Annotated in this window: 17 protein-coding genes and 1 tRNA gene; 10 read left to right on the top strand and 8 right to left on the bottom strand. The window is 62.9% G+C overall.

The window, feature by feature from the left end:
* Positions 1-12: 12 nt before the first annotated feature.
* Together P3T25_RS08045 and P3T25_RS08040 are read right to left on the bottom strand one after the other, a co-directional pair.
* Entirely contained in the window at positions 13-1,149 is a 1,137-nt protein-coding gene (locus P3T25_RS08045) for an enoyl-CoA hydratase/isomerase family protein (RefSeq protein WP_429357858.1), read from the bottom strand.
* 46 nt (positions 1,150-1,195) lie between these two features.
* On the bottom strand, positions 1,196-2,134 hold the full coding sequence (locus P3T25_RS08040; RefSeq protein ID WP_429357857.1) for a TetR/AcrR family transcriptional regulator: 939 nt from the start codon (positions 2,132-2,134) through the stop codon (positions 1,196-1,198).
* A 135-nt stretch (positions 2,135-2,269) separates the two neighbouring features.
* Between P3T25_RS08040 and P3T25_RS08035 the strand changes: the two genes are divergently transcribed.
* The gene (locus P3T25_RS08035) at positions 2,270-3,280 is read left to right on the top strand and encodes an NAD-dependent epimerase/dehydratase family protein (protein ID WP_429357856.1); all 1,011 of its coding nucleotides are present in this window, start codon (positions 2,270-2,272) and stop codon (positions 3,278-3,280) included.
* 73 nt (positions 3,281-3,353) lie between these two features.
* Here the strand turns inward: P3T25_RS08035 and P3T25_RS08030 are convergent, their stop codons facing one another.
* Positions 3,354-3,638 (bottom strand): DUF1488 domain-containing protein, encoded by a 285-nt coding sequence (locus tag P3T25_RS08030; protein WP_154561337.1) that lies wholly within the window; start codon positions 3,636-3,638, stop codon positions 3,354-3,356.
* 266 nt (positions 3,639-3,904) lie between these two features.
* Here P3T25_RS08030 and P3T25_RS08025 point away from each other — a divergent pair, with 266 nt between their 5' ends.
* Together P3T25_RS08025 and P3T25_RS08020 are read left to right on the top strand one after the other, a co-directional pair.
* The gene (locus P3T25_RS08025; RefSeq protein ID WP_429357855.1) at positions 3,905-4,096 is read left to right on the top strand and encodes a hypothetical protein; all 192 of its coding nucleotides are present in this window, start codon (positions 3,905-3,907) and stop codon (positions 4,094-4,096) included.
* Positions 4,097-4,160: 64 nt separating this feature from the next.
* Positions 4,161-4,544: a hypothetical protein gene (locus tag P3T25_RS08020; RefSeq protein ID WP_429357854.1), complete on the top strand. Its 384-nt coding sequence runs from the start codon at positions 4,161-4,163 to the stop codon at positions 4,542-4,544.
* A gap of 25 nt (positions 4,545-4,569) precedes the next feature.
* On the opposite strand, the gene P3T25_RS08015 is transcribed toward P3T25_RS08020, so the two are convergent.
* Both P3T25_RS08015 and P3T25_RS08010 read right to left on the bottom strand, forming a co-directional pair.
* Complete coding sequence (locus tag P3T25_RS08015; protein ID WP_372342008.1) at positions 4,570-4,902, bottom strand: DMT family transporter; 333 nt, start codon at positions 4,900-4,902, stop codon at positions 4,570-4,572.
* 10 nt (positions 4,903-4,912) lie between these two features.
* Positions 4,913-5,410, bottom strand: coding sequence for a heme-degrading domain-containing protein (locus P3T25_RS08010; RefSeq protein WP_154561343.1), 498 nt, complete (start codon positions 5,408-5,410; stop codon positions 4,913-4,915).
* Positions 5,411-5,669: 259 nt separating this feature from the next.
* Between P3T25_RS08010 and P3T25_RS08005 the strand changes: the two genes are divergently transcribed.
* The 7 genes from P3T25_RS08005 (at position 5,670) to P3T25_RS07975 (ending at position 11,110) form a co-directional block, all read left to right on the top strand.
* Positions 5,670-5,746 (top strand) — tRNA-Met (locus tag P3T25_RS08005).
* Positions 5,747-6,065: 319 nt separating this feature from the next.
* Complete coding sequence (locus tag P3T25_RS08000) at positions 6,066-6,611, top strand: NUDIX hydrolase (RefSeq protein WP_097392281.1); 546 nt, start codon at positions 6,066-6,068, stop codon at positions 6,609-6,611.
* Between the two features lie 9 nt (positions 6,612-6,620).
* The gene (aat, locus tag P3T25_RS07995) at positions 6,621-7,358 is read left to right on the top strand and encodes a leucyl/phenylalanyl-tRNA--protein transferase (protein WP_154561345.1); all 738 of its coding nucleotides are present in this window, start codon (positions 6,621-6,623) and stop codon (positions 7,356-7,358) included.
* 104 nt (positions 7,359-7,462) lie between these two features.
* Complete coding sequence (locus P3T25_RS07990; protein ID WP_429357853.1) at positions 7,463-8,284, top strand: arginyltransferase; 822 nt, start codon at positions 7,463-7,465, stop codon at positions 8,282-8,284.
* A 172-nt stretch (positions 8,285-8,456) separates the two neighbouring features.
* The gene (locus tag P3T25_RS07985; protein ID WP_233464910.1) at positions 8,457-9,434 is read left to right on the top strand and encodes a quinone-dependent dihydroorotate dehydrogenase; all 978 of its coding nucleotides are present in this window, start codon (positions 8,457-8,459) and stop codon (positions 9,432-9,434) included.
* Between the two features lie 114 nt (positions 9,435-9,548).
* Entirely contained in the window at positions 9,549-10,343 is a 795-nt protein-coding gene (locus P3T25_RS07980) for a cystine ABC transporter substrate-binding protein (protein ID WP_093632562.1), read from the top strand.
* A 107-nt stretch (positions 10,344-10,450) separates the two neighbouring features.
* On the top strand, positions 10,451-11,110 hold the full coding sequence (locus P3T25_RS07975) for an amino acid ABC transporter permease (protein ID WP_154561349.1): 660 nt from the start codon (positions 10,451-10,453) through the stop codon (positions 11,108-11,110).
* Between the two features lie 25 nt (positions 11,111-11,135).
* Here P3T25_RS07975 and lepB read toward each other — a convergent pair whose 3' ends face one another.
* From lepB to P3T25_RS07960, 3 genes are all read right to left on the bottom strand, one after another.
* Positions 11,136-11,834, bottom strand: coding sequence for a signal peptidase I (gene lepB / locus P3T25_RS07970; RefSeq protein ID WP_429357852.1), 699 nt, complete (start codon positions 11,832-11,834; stop codon positions 11,136-11,138).
* A gap of 118 nt (positions 11,835-11,952) precedes the next feature.
* A complete protein-coding gene (locus P3T25_RS07965; RefSeq protein WP_429357851.1) occupies positions 11,953-12,951 on the bottom strand; it encodes a Gfo/Idh/MocA family protein in 999 nt (332 codons plus the stop codon).
* 141 nt (positions 12,952-13,092) lie between these two features.
* The gene (locus tag P3T25_RS07960; protein ID WP_154561355.1) at positions 13,093-13,809 is read right to left on the bottom strand and encodes a FadR/GntR family transcriptional regulator; all 717 of its coding nucleotides are present in this window, start codon (positions 13,807-13,809) and stop codon (positions 13,093-13,095) included.
* Positions 13,810-14,159 lie beyond the last annotated feature (350 nt).

Below are 14,159 nucleotides of genomic sequence, written 5' to 3'. Positions count from 1 at the left end.
CCTGGTGTCTGCTTAACCTCGCAGATCTCGCAACGGGTGTTCGTTTGCCGGCCACGGGCTTTCGAACATCTTCGCCACGTCGGCGGCGCTCACGTCTTCGATACGCGCAAAACGCCAGCGTGGCGCGTTGTCCTTATCGATGATGCGCGCGCGAATCCCTTCGATTGTGTCGCCTTGCGCGAAGCACGTGCGCGTCAGATCGAGATCGCCGCGCAGCACGTCCGCCATCGAACCCTCCGCGCGCGTCACCACTTCCAGCGACACGGCCATCGACAACGGCGAACGTTCGCGCAACACGGCAATCGTCTGCTCAGCCCAATCGGCCGAATCGCCGCCGTGCTCCCGTTCCTGCTCCAGCGACGCGAGAATCTGCGTCATGTCAGGCAACGCGAAATGCCGGTCGATCAACGCTCGCGTGCTCGCTAGCGGTGAAGCGTCGGGTTCTGGTACGACCTGATGCTTAGCGGCCTCACGCTCGATGCTCGCCACCACGTCTGCACCACGTTCGAACGGCTCGCTGCGCAATGTATCGGCTAGCGCGGGCAATGCCGCGTCGTCGATATAGGCGTCGGCTAGACCTGCGTAGAGTGCGTCTGCTGCGCCGATCGTCTCGCCCGTGACCGCCAGATAGCGGCCGAGCGCGCCCGGCGTGCGCGCCAGAAACCAGCTCGCGCCGACATCGGGAAAGAGGCCAATGCGGGTCTCGGGCATCGCCATCTTCGTGGAGTTCGTCACCACCCGCAGGCCGCCGGTACGATGCGCGCCCTGCGAAATCCCCATGCCGCCGCCCATCACGACACCGTTCGTCAAGGCGATATACGGCTTCGGGTAAGTGAAAATCGCGTGATTGAGCCGGTATTCCTCAGTGAAAAAGATATCGCGCGCATCATGCTCGCCGCGCTGCGCCGACTCGTACAGAAAGCGGACATCGCCGCCCGCGCAGAACGCGCGCGGATGCTGGCTGCGCACCACCACGGCAAGCACGTCGGAATTTTCGCGCCACTGATCGAGCGCAGCGTGCATCGCGCGAATCATGCCGGTCGACAGCGCATTGAGCGCCTTCGGCCTCTCCAGTTCGATGAAACCGATGCGGTTGGCTACGTAAGTCGCGACTTCGTCGCTGACGGCGGGCGAGGCGGAAATAGACATGGAGAGCGAAGCGCGATGGCGCGAAATGAATCGGAACTGAACGTTATCACGCGCTCGCGGCTTTGGGCTTGGTGGCGGGTTTGACGCCCGTCTCAGCGGGCGATTCTGCGTGCGCTTCTGCGTGCGCTTCTGCGTGCAATTCCGCTGGCGCTTCAGCAGACTTTTTCTTGCCGGCACGCGTGGATTTTGCGGCGCCTTGCGACTGCCCGGCGGGTTGCATGCCCAGCCAGGTATCGAGCGCGACACCCACCACCGTATCCAGCGGCGCGCTCGGAAACACAGGGCATGTGAGGTTGAGCGCGACGATGCCGTGCAGGGTCGCCCAGAACGCCTCCGCCCACACGGCCACGTCCATCGATGCGGACAAGCGCCCTGCTGCTTTCAACTCTTCGAGCGCCCGGAGCATGATGTGTAACGCGGCGTCGCCGGGGTCGTCGTCCGCTTTCGCAGGCGCGAGGTCGGCTTTTCCGGAGACGGTGGGAGCCGCTGCAGTTGTTCCTGTTGCGGATACTCCTGCTGCCGTGGTTTCCACCGCTTCGCTCGCGGCGGTCACCCCTGCATCCGCCACGGCAGCCACCGCCCCACCCGCACCCTTACCAGCCGCGGCAGCCGCGCCGCCCAGCGCCGCGCCTGTGTAGCTCGGGTCTTCCATGAAGATCAGCCGATAGGTTTCCGGATGCGCAACACCGAATGCCACATAAGCACGCCCGAGCGCCTTCAAACGCTCCGCCGGATCGGCGATCTGCGCGAGCGGCACGAAGGTGGCCAGCAATTGCGCATAACCTTCCGCACACAAGGCCTGCGCAATTTCATCGCGGCTCGCGAAGTGAAGGTACAACGTGGCGGGTGAATACTCGATGGCGTCGGCAATCTTGCGCATTGACAGCGCAGCGAAGCCTTCGCGCATCACGATGCGCCGCGCTGCATCGAGGATGCGCTCGCGCAGCGCCTGTTTCTGGCGGCTTTTTCGTTCGACGATTCCCATGCCGGGCATTTTCGGCTTGACAAACTGAAATGTCAAATTAAACTGAACACTGTTTACTGAACGGTGTTCACTAAATTCTCATCGATCAGACAAGCTCACCCAGGCGCAATACGGCGCCGTCTTCAGGAGTCGTTCATGCAAGCTACAGGGAAAGTAGGTTTATTCGGCGCCGCGGGCGCCGCCGGTCAAATCATCGGGGCGGCGCTGAGCGCGGCGGGCCGTGATTACCGGGTAGTCGGCCGCTCGCGCGCGCCGCTAGAAGCGGCCTTCGGCCACGACCCGCATGCGGAAATCGTCACGTGGAATCCGGACGACCCGGCTTCGATCAGCGCCGCGGCGGCCGGTTTGCAGACGGTGATCTATCTGGTGGGCGTGCCCTACGATCAGTTCGCCTCGCATCCGCCACTCATGCAAAAAACCCTCGACGGCGTGACGGCGGCAGGCGTCGAACGCTTCATTCTGATCGGCACCGTGTATCCGTACGGCCGCGCGAACGGCAATCCGATTAGCGAAAATCATCCGCGTGAGCCCCATACGTTCAAAGGCAAGATGCGGCTCGAGCAGGAAAAACTGGTGCTGGCGGCACACGGGCGCGCGAGCGGGTCTACCAGTTTGTCGACGCTGGTGCTGCGCCTGCCGGATTTCTACGGTCACTGCATCGAACGCAGTCTGATCAACGGCATATTCGAGGGCGCGGCGCACGGCAAGCGCGCGCAGGTGATCGGGCCGGTGGATGTGCAGCACGAATTCATCTACCTGCCGGATATCGGACCAGTGGTCGAGAAACTCACACGTACGCCCGAAGCGTACGGCTGCTGGTGGCATCTGGCCGGTACGGGCACGATCACGCAGCGCGAAGTGGCGAGACAGGCTTATGCGCTAGCGGGCCGCGAGCCGAAGCTGATGGTGGCCGGCAAGACCATGCTGCGCGTGCTCGGCCTCTTCAATCCGCTGATGCGGGAACTGGTGGAGATGAACTACCTGATGACCGAGCCGGTTGTGCTTGACGACTCGGCACTGACACAACTGCTCGGTCCGATCGCCAAAACCTCGTACAAAGACGGTATCCGGCATGCGTTCGACGCCGCGCGCGCAGCGGCATCGGCGAATACGGACACGCAACGGGACGCCGCAAAAACCGCTTGATTGTCGCTGTGGACGGCTTTCGCAAGCGAGCGGATGTAAAGCGCGTTTTTTGTGCGTGTGCGAATGAACCGGATCAGCCCGCCATGTTGCCGGGCGGAAAGTGGCCGCTCTTGAGCAACACAGGCGTGCCATTGCTGATCTGCAAATGTTCGCGCGCAACCGCCTCGATGTGTGGACGTCCGGCGTCGAACGCGCGCATCCAGCCTTCGAGATCCTCGGTGTACGCGCCGAAGTGATCCTCGAGCGCCTCGACCGAGATCGCGCACGGCACCGGTTCGCCGTCCACGAGCGCGCGAAAGACCACCGTCAGATTGGAGTCGCGGTAAGCGGGCGCGTCCGCGGGAAACCGAATTTCCATGGTCGCCTCATCAGAAGGATCCGGCGGGAAACGGACACCGGGGAGTACCGGCCGCCCCCGGATATGCCCGCTATGGTACTCGCGCGACTGGACCGCGGTCCAGCCTCCAGCGCCCGCCTGATCAACGTCGTACGCCCCATGCCGATAAGCTTCGCAGGCAAATCGACACGCCGGATTGCACTTGTGCCGACTGCTTAGGTCGAACCGGTTCATCGGCACGATCCGTGCTGACGCAGTGACGCCTTTTCGAGGTCAGCGAACACAGTATGGGAAAATATTTCCTGCAGAACCACGAACTGCCTGAACCGGATGCCGCAAACACCTGGTTTGCTTACGCAGAAAGCCATGGCATCGACATTCCGAAAGCCATCAGCATCTGGGAAGACGCAGCGACCGAAAGCGGCGCGGAAAGCCGCCAGTTGGTCAGCGCGGCAGGCATCACGATCGAAGCGCCTTAACCTTGTGGGCACACGTTCGCTGTGCGTGGCGAGTCTCGATATCTATTTGAAAGGAAACATCACGATGCATTTCATGACGCAACTGCGCCGCTCCGCCCGCTTCCTACCCAGCAGCGCCGCGCTTGCTCTCGTCCGCAGGGGGTCCCTGTCTGCCGCGCTGCCCGCCGCTGTGCTGCTCGGCGCGGGTCTCACCGGCTGCGCATCGTCGAACACCACCTCGCTGATCAATCTGCCGAACGGCCAGACGGGTTTTGCGGTGAACTGCAGCGGCGCCGACGCCGCGTCCAGTTGGGCCTCCTGCTACGTGCAGGCCGGCAAGGCGTGTGGCGCAACCGGCTACGACATCGTGTCGAAAGACAACGACGAAGGCGGCGCCGCGGGCGGCAGCGTCACGAACGTCGTCTCGGCCAACGTGAAGAACCGTTCGATGATCGTGCGCTGCAAGTAACGCTCAGTGGACGCTCAATGAGCGCTCAGTGCGCCTGCATCTTCGAGAACATGTTCAGCACGGCGACCCCGGCAATGATCAGCCCGAGCCCGATGATGGCCGGCACGTCCGGCACTTGCCGGTACATCACGACCGCGACCAGCGTAATCAGCACGATGCCGGCGCCTGACCACACTGCGTAGACGATGCCCACCGGAATAGTCTTCAGCGTGAGCGACAGGCAATAGAACGCGATGCCGTAGCCGATCACCACGACCGCTGCGGGCAGCAGCCGCGAAAAACCTTCCGAGGCCCGCATGGCGGAGGTCGCGATGACTTCGGCAACGATCGCAATGGCGAGCAACGCATAAGGCGGCATCCGCATCGCCTCAGGCCTTTGCAAGCGCGAGCTTGCTGTAGTCGTGGCCGAGGTGCGCGCACAGCGCTTCCACCACCAGCTCATGATCGGCGCGTTGCGGCAAACCGGACACCGTGATCGAGCCGATCACGCCGGCGCCCGCCACCGTCAGTGGAAACGCGCCGCCATGGGACGCATATTCCGTGACCGGCAAGCCGTGCTTGTCGGCGAGCGTGCTGCCTGCCTGTTGCATCTTCAAACCGATCGCATACGAACTGCGCCGGAAATGCGCGACCGTGTTGCCCTTGCGACGCGCCCAGTCGACGTTGTCCGGCGTCGCGCCCTCGAGCAAGCTGAAGAACAGCGGCTGACCGAATGTGCGCACGTCGATAGCCGCGGCAATGCCGCGTGCTTTCGCGACTTCGTGCAGATAGGCGCCGATCTGCCATGCGCGGTCGGCATCGAATTGCGGGAACACCAGCGCTTGTTCCTGAGCGGCAATCACCTGTAGATCGTGAGCGATATCCATGGAGTTCTGAACAAGGTAAGAAGTGAAGCGCAGGCCGTTGCACATGCATCCCGGCGCGCGAAGAGAACCTGGATTCTAGCGCAGCGTGCAACGCAGGCCTTCCGGCATACGACGCCGGCAATGCACGCCGCGACTTTGGAGGCCACTGCGCTTTGGCGTTCCGCTTTGAAGTTCGCCCGCAGCGGCGCGCATTGAAGCCGGTTCTTAACAAGCTATTGCGCTGGTCGCCGCTTTGTTCTATAATCTTTTCTTCGACGGACGCGGGGTGGAGCAGTCTGGCAGCTCGTCGGGCTCATAACCCGAAGGTCGTAGGTTCAAATCCTACCCCCGCAACCAAGTAGCGCTTAAGTAGCTAAATCGGTTCGAAGACGTCGAAAAACTTCAAAGGCTTGCCCAACCGGCAGGCCTTTTTTGTTTTCTGTCTCCCGTTTTCCGCCTCGCGGCTGCGTGCGCTGACGCCCGCTCGTGCCCGTTGATCCGGACTCCAAACATATCCGCATTTTTCCTCCACAGTATTCGCAATGCCGTCGCATCGACGGGCGCCTGATCAGCGAAATTCCCCACCCCACACCGACTGGCCCACACCGTCATGGCCCGCTCCCGACAAAGCTCGCCCCAGTGATAAACTCCCATCACCCTTTCTCGTCCCCTTCCTATGAAATTCTGTTCTGTCTGCGGCCACGGCGTCAGCCTGAGCATTCCGCCGGGTGACAACCGCGAGCGCTTCGTGTGTGGAAGTTGCGGTACGGTGCATTATCAGAATCCGCGCAACGTGGTCGGCACCGTCCCGGTCTGGGACGACAAAGTGCTGCTGTGCCGTCGCGCGATCGAACCGCGCTACGGCTACTGGACGCTGCCGGCAGGCTTCATGGAAATGGGTGAAACCACCGCCGAAGCGGCTTCGCGCGAAACGCTGGAAGAAGCCGGCGCCCGCGTCGAGGTGCAGAGCCTGTTCTCGCTGTTGAACGTGCCGCACGTGCATCAGGTGCATCTGTTCTATATGGCGCGCCTGCTCGATCTCGACATCGCCGCCGGCGAAGAAAGCCTCGAAGTGAAACTCTTCGAGGAACACGACATTCCGTGGGACGAGATCGCCTTCCCCACCGTCGGCCAGACTTTGCGTTTCTTTTTCGCCGACCGTGCCGCCGGCAGCTTCGGGCTGCATACGGGCGACATCTTCCGCTCGCTGCGCGAAGGTTGAGCGGCGCGCATGGTTCCCTGGCTCGGACCTGACGATCCGTTTCCCTCCGTCGAGCGCGCGCTCGGCGCGGCAAGCGGCGCACCCGGCCTGCTCGCCGCCAGCGGCGACCTGCTGCCGTCGCGGCTGATCGACGCCTATCGGCGCGGCATCTTCCCCTGGTATTCGGACGGCCAGCCGGTGCTGTGGTGGAGTCCTGATCCGCGCATGATCCTGCGCCCCGCCGAGTTCAAACTATCGCCGTCACTGCGTAAAACGCTCAAGCGCGTGCTGCGCGAGGACGCGTGGGAAATCCGTGTCGACCATGATTTTGCAGCTGTTATGCGCGCCTGTGCGCAGGCGCCGCGGCGCGGCCAGCGCGGCACGTGGATCACCGCGGATGTCGTCGAAGCGTATTCGTCGCTGCACCGGGTCGGCGATGCACACAGCATCGAAACCTGGTTCGAAGGCAAACGCGTAGGCGGTTTGTACGGGGTGTCGTTCGGCCGGATGTTCTTCGGCGAATCGATGTTCGCGGAGGTCACCGATGCGTCGAAAATGGCGCTGGCCGCGCTTGTCGGACACTTGCGCTGTCACGAAATAGAAATGATAGACTGCCAGCAGAACACGTCGCATCTGGCGTCGCTGGGCGGTCGCGAGATAGCGCGCAAAGCGTTCATCGCGCATGTTCGCGCGTCTGTCGATGCACCGCCGATTCCCTGGCGTTTCGACAAGACCGTCTTGCACGATGTCGTAGCGCCGGCGGCGTAGGAAAAATCAGGCCGAATCCGGATCCGTCGCCAACCGAGCCGCGGGTCACGAGCCGCAAGGCACGCCGGGTTTGCAATACCAGAGACGCTTCGAGAGCTGCCAACGTGACTCATCCCAACGAGCTGCCTCTTTCTCCGCTTTCGGCGCTGCAATTTTATGCAACGGCGCCCTATCCCTGCAGTTATCTGGATGGACGCATCGCGCGTTCGCAAGTCGCCACGCCCAGTCACCTGATCAACTCCGACGTCTATACCGACCTCGTCAAAGCCGGCTTCCGTCGCTCGGGCGTGTTCACCTACCGCCCGTATTGCGATGGCTGCCGCGCCTGCGTGCCGGTGCGCGTGCCGGTCGATCATTTCGAGGCGAACCGCACGCAACGCCGGGTGTGGAAGAAGCACGGCGAGCTGATCGCAACGGTTGCCCCGCTGCATTACGACGAAGAGCACTACGCGCTCTATATGCGCTATCAGTCGGCGCGGCATGCCGGCGGCGGCATGGACCGCGACAGCCGCGACCAGTACGAACAGTTCCTGCTGCAGAGCCGGATCAACTCGCGGCTGGTCGAATTCCGCGAGCCGCTGCCGGACCATCCGTCAGCACCGGGCATTCTGCGCATGATCAGCATGATCGACATCCTCGGCGACGGGCTCTCGTCGGTGTACACGTTCTTCGAACCGGGACTGCCGCACACCAGCTTCGGCACCTACAACATCTATTGGCAGATCGAGCAGGCGAAAAGCCTCAAGCTGCCCTACGTGTACCTCGGCTACTGGATTCGCGAGAGCCCGAAGATGGCGTACAAGGCGAATTTCCGGCCGCTCGAAGGTTTGATCGACGGTGTCTGGAAGATGCTCGATCCAACCAGCATCGATCTGCCGCCGGTCGATCTGGCGATTCAGGGTCGGCGCGGGCCGCTGCGGCCTTAACCCTGCCATAAGGTAACCCGAAGGTGACCACAACGTGGCCATAACGGTCCCTACCAGTTAGTCTCATTAATGCCCCAAAGCCGGTAAAATGGCGGGTTCCCATTTTCCGGCCGCCCGGCTTCGTCCCGTGTTCAGTTCCCTCTACCCGCTCGTACGCGCCCAACTCTTTCGCATGGACGCGGAAGACGCTCACCACCTGACTTTGCGCATGCTCGGCGCCGCGGGCCGCACCGGCCTTGCCGGCGCGCTCGCGCCACGTGTGCCGGATTCGCCACGCACCGTGATGGGGCTGACGTTCCGTAACCCGGTCGGGCTCGCCGCGGGCCTCGACAAGGACGGCGCGTGCATCGACGGTCTGGCGGCGCTCGGCTTCGGCTTCATTGAAGTGGGCACGGTCACGCCGCGCGCGCAGCCGGGCAACCCGCGTCCGCGCATGTTCCGCCTGCCCGAGGCGAATGCCGTGATCAACCGGATGGGCTTCAACAATGCGGGTGTCGACCAGTTCGTCCAGAACGTGCAGGCCGCGCGCTATCGCGGCATTCTCGGGCTGAACATCGGCAAGAACGCCGACACGCCGATCGAGCGCGCCGCCGAAGACTATCTGTACTGCCTCGAACGCGTGTACCCGTTCGCGAGCTACGTGACGGTCAACATCTCGTCGCCGAATACGAAGAACCTGCGCCAGTTGCAAGGCGCGGGCGAACTCGACGCGCTGCTCGCGGCGCTTAAGGACAAGCAGCAGCGTCTGGCCGACATGCACGGCAAGCTGGTGCCGCTCGCCCTGAAGATCGCGCCGGATCTCGACGACGAGCAGATCAAATCGATCGCCGATACGCTGTTGCGCCACAAGTTCGAAGGCGTGATCGCCACCAACACCACGCTGTCGCGCACCGCCGTCACCGGTATGCAATACGGCGATGAAGCCGGCGGCCTGTCGGGCAAGCCCGTGTTCGACGCGTCGAACGAAGTGATCCGCAAGCTGCGCGCCGAAGTCGGCGAAACGGTGCCGATCATCGGCGTGGGCGGGATTTTCTCGGGCGAGGATGCGCGCGCCAAGCTCGCGGCGGGCGCTTCGCTCGTGCAGCTCTATACCGGCTTCATCTACCGCGGACCCGCGCTGGTGGCCGAGTGCGCGCAGGCGCTGCGCTAAGCCGCCTCAACTCGCACCCGTAATATAGACATAAACAAACGATATTTAGGTTTCGATAGTCTGCTTTGTTATGCTTTCGTCTGTTAAAACGCCAGACGAACAAAAAGGAACTCGATGAAATTTGGCTTGTTAAAAAAGATGCTCGTCGCCGGCCTGATCGGCGCGTCGTTCACTGCGGTCACCGCCCACGCGGACGACCTGCTCGACCAGGTCAAACAACGCGGCACGCTGCGCATCGGCCTGGAAGGCACCTTCCCCCCGTTCAATTCGAAAGCGCCGTCGGGCGAACTGGTCGGCTATGACGTCGACATCGCCAAGGCCGTTGCAGCCAAGCTCGGCGTGAAGCCGGAGTTCGTCACGACCGAGTGGAGCGGCATCATCGCCGGTCTGCAGGCGAACAAGTTTGACGTGATCGTCAACCAGGTCGGCATTACGGACGCACGCAAGCAGGCACTCGACTTCTCGCCGGCGTACACGTACTCGGCCGCGCAACTGATCCAGCGCAAGGACGACACGCGCCAGTTCAAATCGCTCGACGATCTGAAGGGCAAGAAGCTCGGCGTCGGTCTGGGCACCAACTACATGGACATGGCGAAGTCGGTGCCGGGCATCGACGTGAAGACGTACCCGGGCGCGCCTGAATACCTGCGCGATCTGGCCTCCGGCCGTCTGGATGCGGCGCTGAACGACCGCCTGATGCTCGCGTATCTGATGAAGAACTCGCAACTGCCGCTGCGCACGGGCGCGACGGTCGGCGCGGGCAACCCGTCTGGCATTCCGTTCAGGAAGGGCAACCCGAAGTTCGCCAAGGCGATCGACGACGCGATGACCCAGCTCGAAGCGGACGGCACGTTCTCGAAGATTTCGGACAAGTGGTTCGGCATCGACGTCAGCAAGCCGATCAAGTAACGCACGCCGGATGAAACGAGGGGCGGCATCGTCGACGATGCCGCCCTTCGCTTTTGTCCATGATGTGCCCCCATGTGCACTTTGCGCGTCAACCTTACCCACCGCTCATGTCCACCACTTCCCTGCTCGTCCAATCGCTTCCTGTGCTCGCACAGGGCGCCGTCCTGACGGTCAAGTTCGCGGTTCTGTCGATGATCTTCGGCCTGCTTGCCGGCGCCGTGCTCGCGGTGATGGGCGTCAGCCACAACCGCGCGTTGAACTGGATCGCGCGCGTTTATGTGAGCGTGTTCCGCGGCACGCCGCTGCTGGTGCAGATCTTCGTGATCTATTACGGCTTGCCGAGTCTCGGTATTTCGCTCGACCCCACGCCTGCGGGCGTGATCGCGTTGTCGGCGAACGTGGCGGCGTATCTGTCGGAGAGCATGCGCGGCGCGATTCTCGGCATTCCCAACGGCCAGTGGCTGGCCGCTTATAGCCTCGGGCTCTCGCGGCGTCAGACATTACGCTACGTGATCGCGCCGCAGGCCTTGCGCATCGCCGTGCCGAGTCTGTCGAACAGTTTGATCAGCCTGATCAAGGATACGTCGCTGGTGTCGGTGATTACCGTGACCGAGTTGCTGCGCAGCGCGCAGGAAATCATCGCGTCGACCTATCAGCCGCTGCCGCTGTACCTCGCGGCAGCCGCGGTCTACTGGGTGCTGTGCCAGGTGCTCGAGTGGGTGCAGCACTGGTACGAAAAGCGCCTGGCGCTGCCGTCGCGCCACTGAGGAGCCTCCACACCTCCCCGCCAACCTACCGGCTGGCAGCTAGCGCCGCTGCATCCAGCGGCGCTCCGAAGCGCTCGAAGCGCGGTTTGTAGAAGTGATCCGGGTCGAGCGAAAACGCGACGTGACGCGTGCGGCCCATCAGTTCCTTGCGCGGAAAGAAACCGAAGTAACGCGAGTCGGCGCTGTTGTCGCGATTGTCGCCGAGCATCAGATACTCGCCTTGCGACACGAGCACCGGACCGAACGAATTGCGCGGACTCGGCGCCTCAGGTGCAAGCCGCACCGTGTGCGTAACGCCGTCGAAGCGTTCGGTCAGATAGTCGCCGGGGGATGTCGCATCGCCCGGCAACGGCTTGAGTTTCAGCGGCTGATAACGTGCGCGCACGCCGTTCACATACAGCACGTTGTCGCGCATCGCGACGCTGTCGCCGGGCAAGCCGATCAGACGCTTGACGATCAATTCATGCGCGGCCGAAGAATCGATCGTGACGATGTCGCCGCGCTGCGGATCGTGCAGATGCGCGATCGTGATATGGGTGAGCGGCACGCGCAGATCGTAGGCCATCTTGTCGACGAAAATCCGGTCGCCTTCGCGAATCGTCGGCAACATCGAGCCGCTCGGCACGACGTTCCAGTCGGCCACGGCGCTGCGAAACAGCACCATCAGGAACAGAAAGGCGACGAGGCTCTTGTTGTCGCGCCACAGTTTTCCAAGCATGCGCATCGCAGGCGGCTCCAGTGGAAGGTGATCGAAAGCTGTGGGTACGCGGCCCTTTTTGTTCGAGTCCGCGCGCCCGCGCAAATCGTACCACCGCCGCGGGAAGCAACGCGGCGACGGACTCTCACTCCCCCGCGAACTTGAGCCCCAACGCAGCACGCGCCGCATCGGCCATCTCGATCATCTGCAACGACTTACTGTGCGGCATCAGCGGGCTCTCAATCTGCCCCGCTCGAATCAGCTCGCAGAAATGCGCGGTCTCGTAGTTCAGACCGCCGCCTTCGAACGGCTCGTCGAGCTCGACCACACGACCGTCGGCGTACCGGATCGTCGCGCGCGCCGGATTCCACCATGGTTCATGAATCGTGACATGGCCGCTCGTGGCCATCAGCAACGCGTCGCCCTTGCCGTGCAGGTCGAGTCCGCAGAACAACTGAGCGATGCCGCGCTCATGCTGGCTGTTCAGGCTCGCGAACGTATCGACGCCGGTCGAGCCGAGCCGTCCGAGCGTCTGTACCTCACGCGGCGCACCGAGCCAGTCGACCGCGAGAAACATCTCGTAGACGCCGATATCGAGCAGCGCGCCGCCCGCATGCTCGAACGACAGCGACGGATGATCGTCCGGCACGCCCGGCACCGAGCAGCCGGCGCGCACGAGACCTACCTCGCCGATCGGCTCGGCATCCAGATGCGCGCGCAACTTTCTGTACAGCGGATAGAACGGCGGCTTCATGGCTTCCATGAAAAGCCGTTGCTCGGCGCGCGCGACCTCGAGTACACGCTCGAGTTGCGGCTTGTTGATGGTGGCGGGTTTTTCGCACAGCACGTGCAGACCGGCTTTAAGCGCGGCGATCGCGTAATCGGCGTGACTGTCCTGGACGGTGGCGATATAAAGCGCGTCGATACCGCTCGCGAGCAGCGCGTCGAAACTCGCGCACACCTCGCCGCCGAATTCCCCGGCGAAGGCCATGGCCGGTTCGGCGCGGCGTGACCACAGCGCGCTCAGCGACGCCTGCGGCACATGATTGAGTCCAAGAGCGAAGCGACGGGCAATGCGGCCCGTCCCGACGATCCCCCAGCGAATCACGCCGCCCCCAGGGGCTTCTTGCAGTGCAATTGTCATCGTTCCTTCGAGTCCGTGCAGTTCAGAACAGGCGCTATTGTGACGCAAGCCACGCGCGCATGCGCAGGCATGCTGTCGCGCCGTTCGTTATGCAAGGTCCCGCAGGAAGGCACCCCCAGTTGCTACTGGTAGCGGCCGCGCTCAGCGCACCGGGGGCTCCGGCGTAAAGTTGCTGCCGAGCTCTTCCGTGGTGTAGTCGATCATCGCCAGCGAGGCGAGTTCCGCTTCCTTCGGATCGCGCCGTTCGATCGCTTCGACCACGCGCTGATGCGTGCTCACCGCCTTCTCCCACATCCCGTCCTTCTGATTGACGATCGGGTTGACGGTCGACAGCGCGCCGCGAATGATGGCCGCCATCTGCTTGAAGAACTGATTGCCGCTCGCCACCACGATGCGGGCATGGAACAGTTCGTCGGCGGCCTGATAGCCGGCCTCGCCCGGCCGGATCACGCGGAACGCGTCGAACGCCTCGCGAATCGCGGCGATGTCGGCCGCACTGCCCCGCGCGGCCGCCTGCGCCGAAGCACGCGGTTCGATCAGGATGCGAAACTCGATCACGTCGCGCAGAAACAGCGGATCGGGTTTCGCGCGAAAGCGCCAGTTCACGACGTCCTCGTCGATCATGCGCCAATCGCTCATCGGCCGGATGCGCGTGCCGATCTTGGGCCGCACGTCCAGCATGTCGCGCGCGAGCAGCATCGACAGCGCCTCGCGCATGACGGTGCGGCTGACGTCGAATTCCTTCGACAGCACGTCCTGCGGTGGCAGGATGGCGCCGTACTTCTCTTCGACAATGCCGGTCACGAGTCCATCCATGACTTTGCTGACCAGCGATCGATCCTTGTTTGCCTGTTCCATTTTGACACTCTCCCCGAAGCGGTGTTTGCCCCCGCGTAGCCTGTTGATCAAGCAGCCCTCATGTGTCGTTTTATCCAGGTGTCGTTGTTCTTTTACGATACGTTGCTAGCTTCGAAACGGTTGCGCCAGTTGGGAAACGTCCTGAGAGGGTTATCCCTCTGAAGAATTGTTTCGTTCATGTAACGCCGCATGTTTTGACGGGCCATAAGCTTGCGTCTCAAGCGTGCCTGCGTTGCGAAATTTGCATAGTGCGAAGACGCACGTAGCGAATCGATTTGTCTGATCCACACGCCCTGGACGGTTCCGGACAGGCGCGAAAGCACTTGCGCAACGATGCGGCGCTTCAGGGG

This window comes from Paraburkholderia sp. GAS32, assembly GCF_050434225.1.
Classification (GTDB): Bacteria; Pseudomonadota; Gammaproteobacteria; order Burkholderiales; family Burkholderiaceae; genus Paraburkholderia; species Paraburkholderia madseniana.
This window is presented reverse-complemented; position numbering and strand designations above follow the sequence as displayed.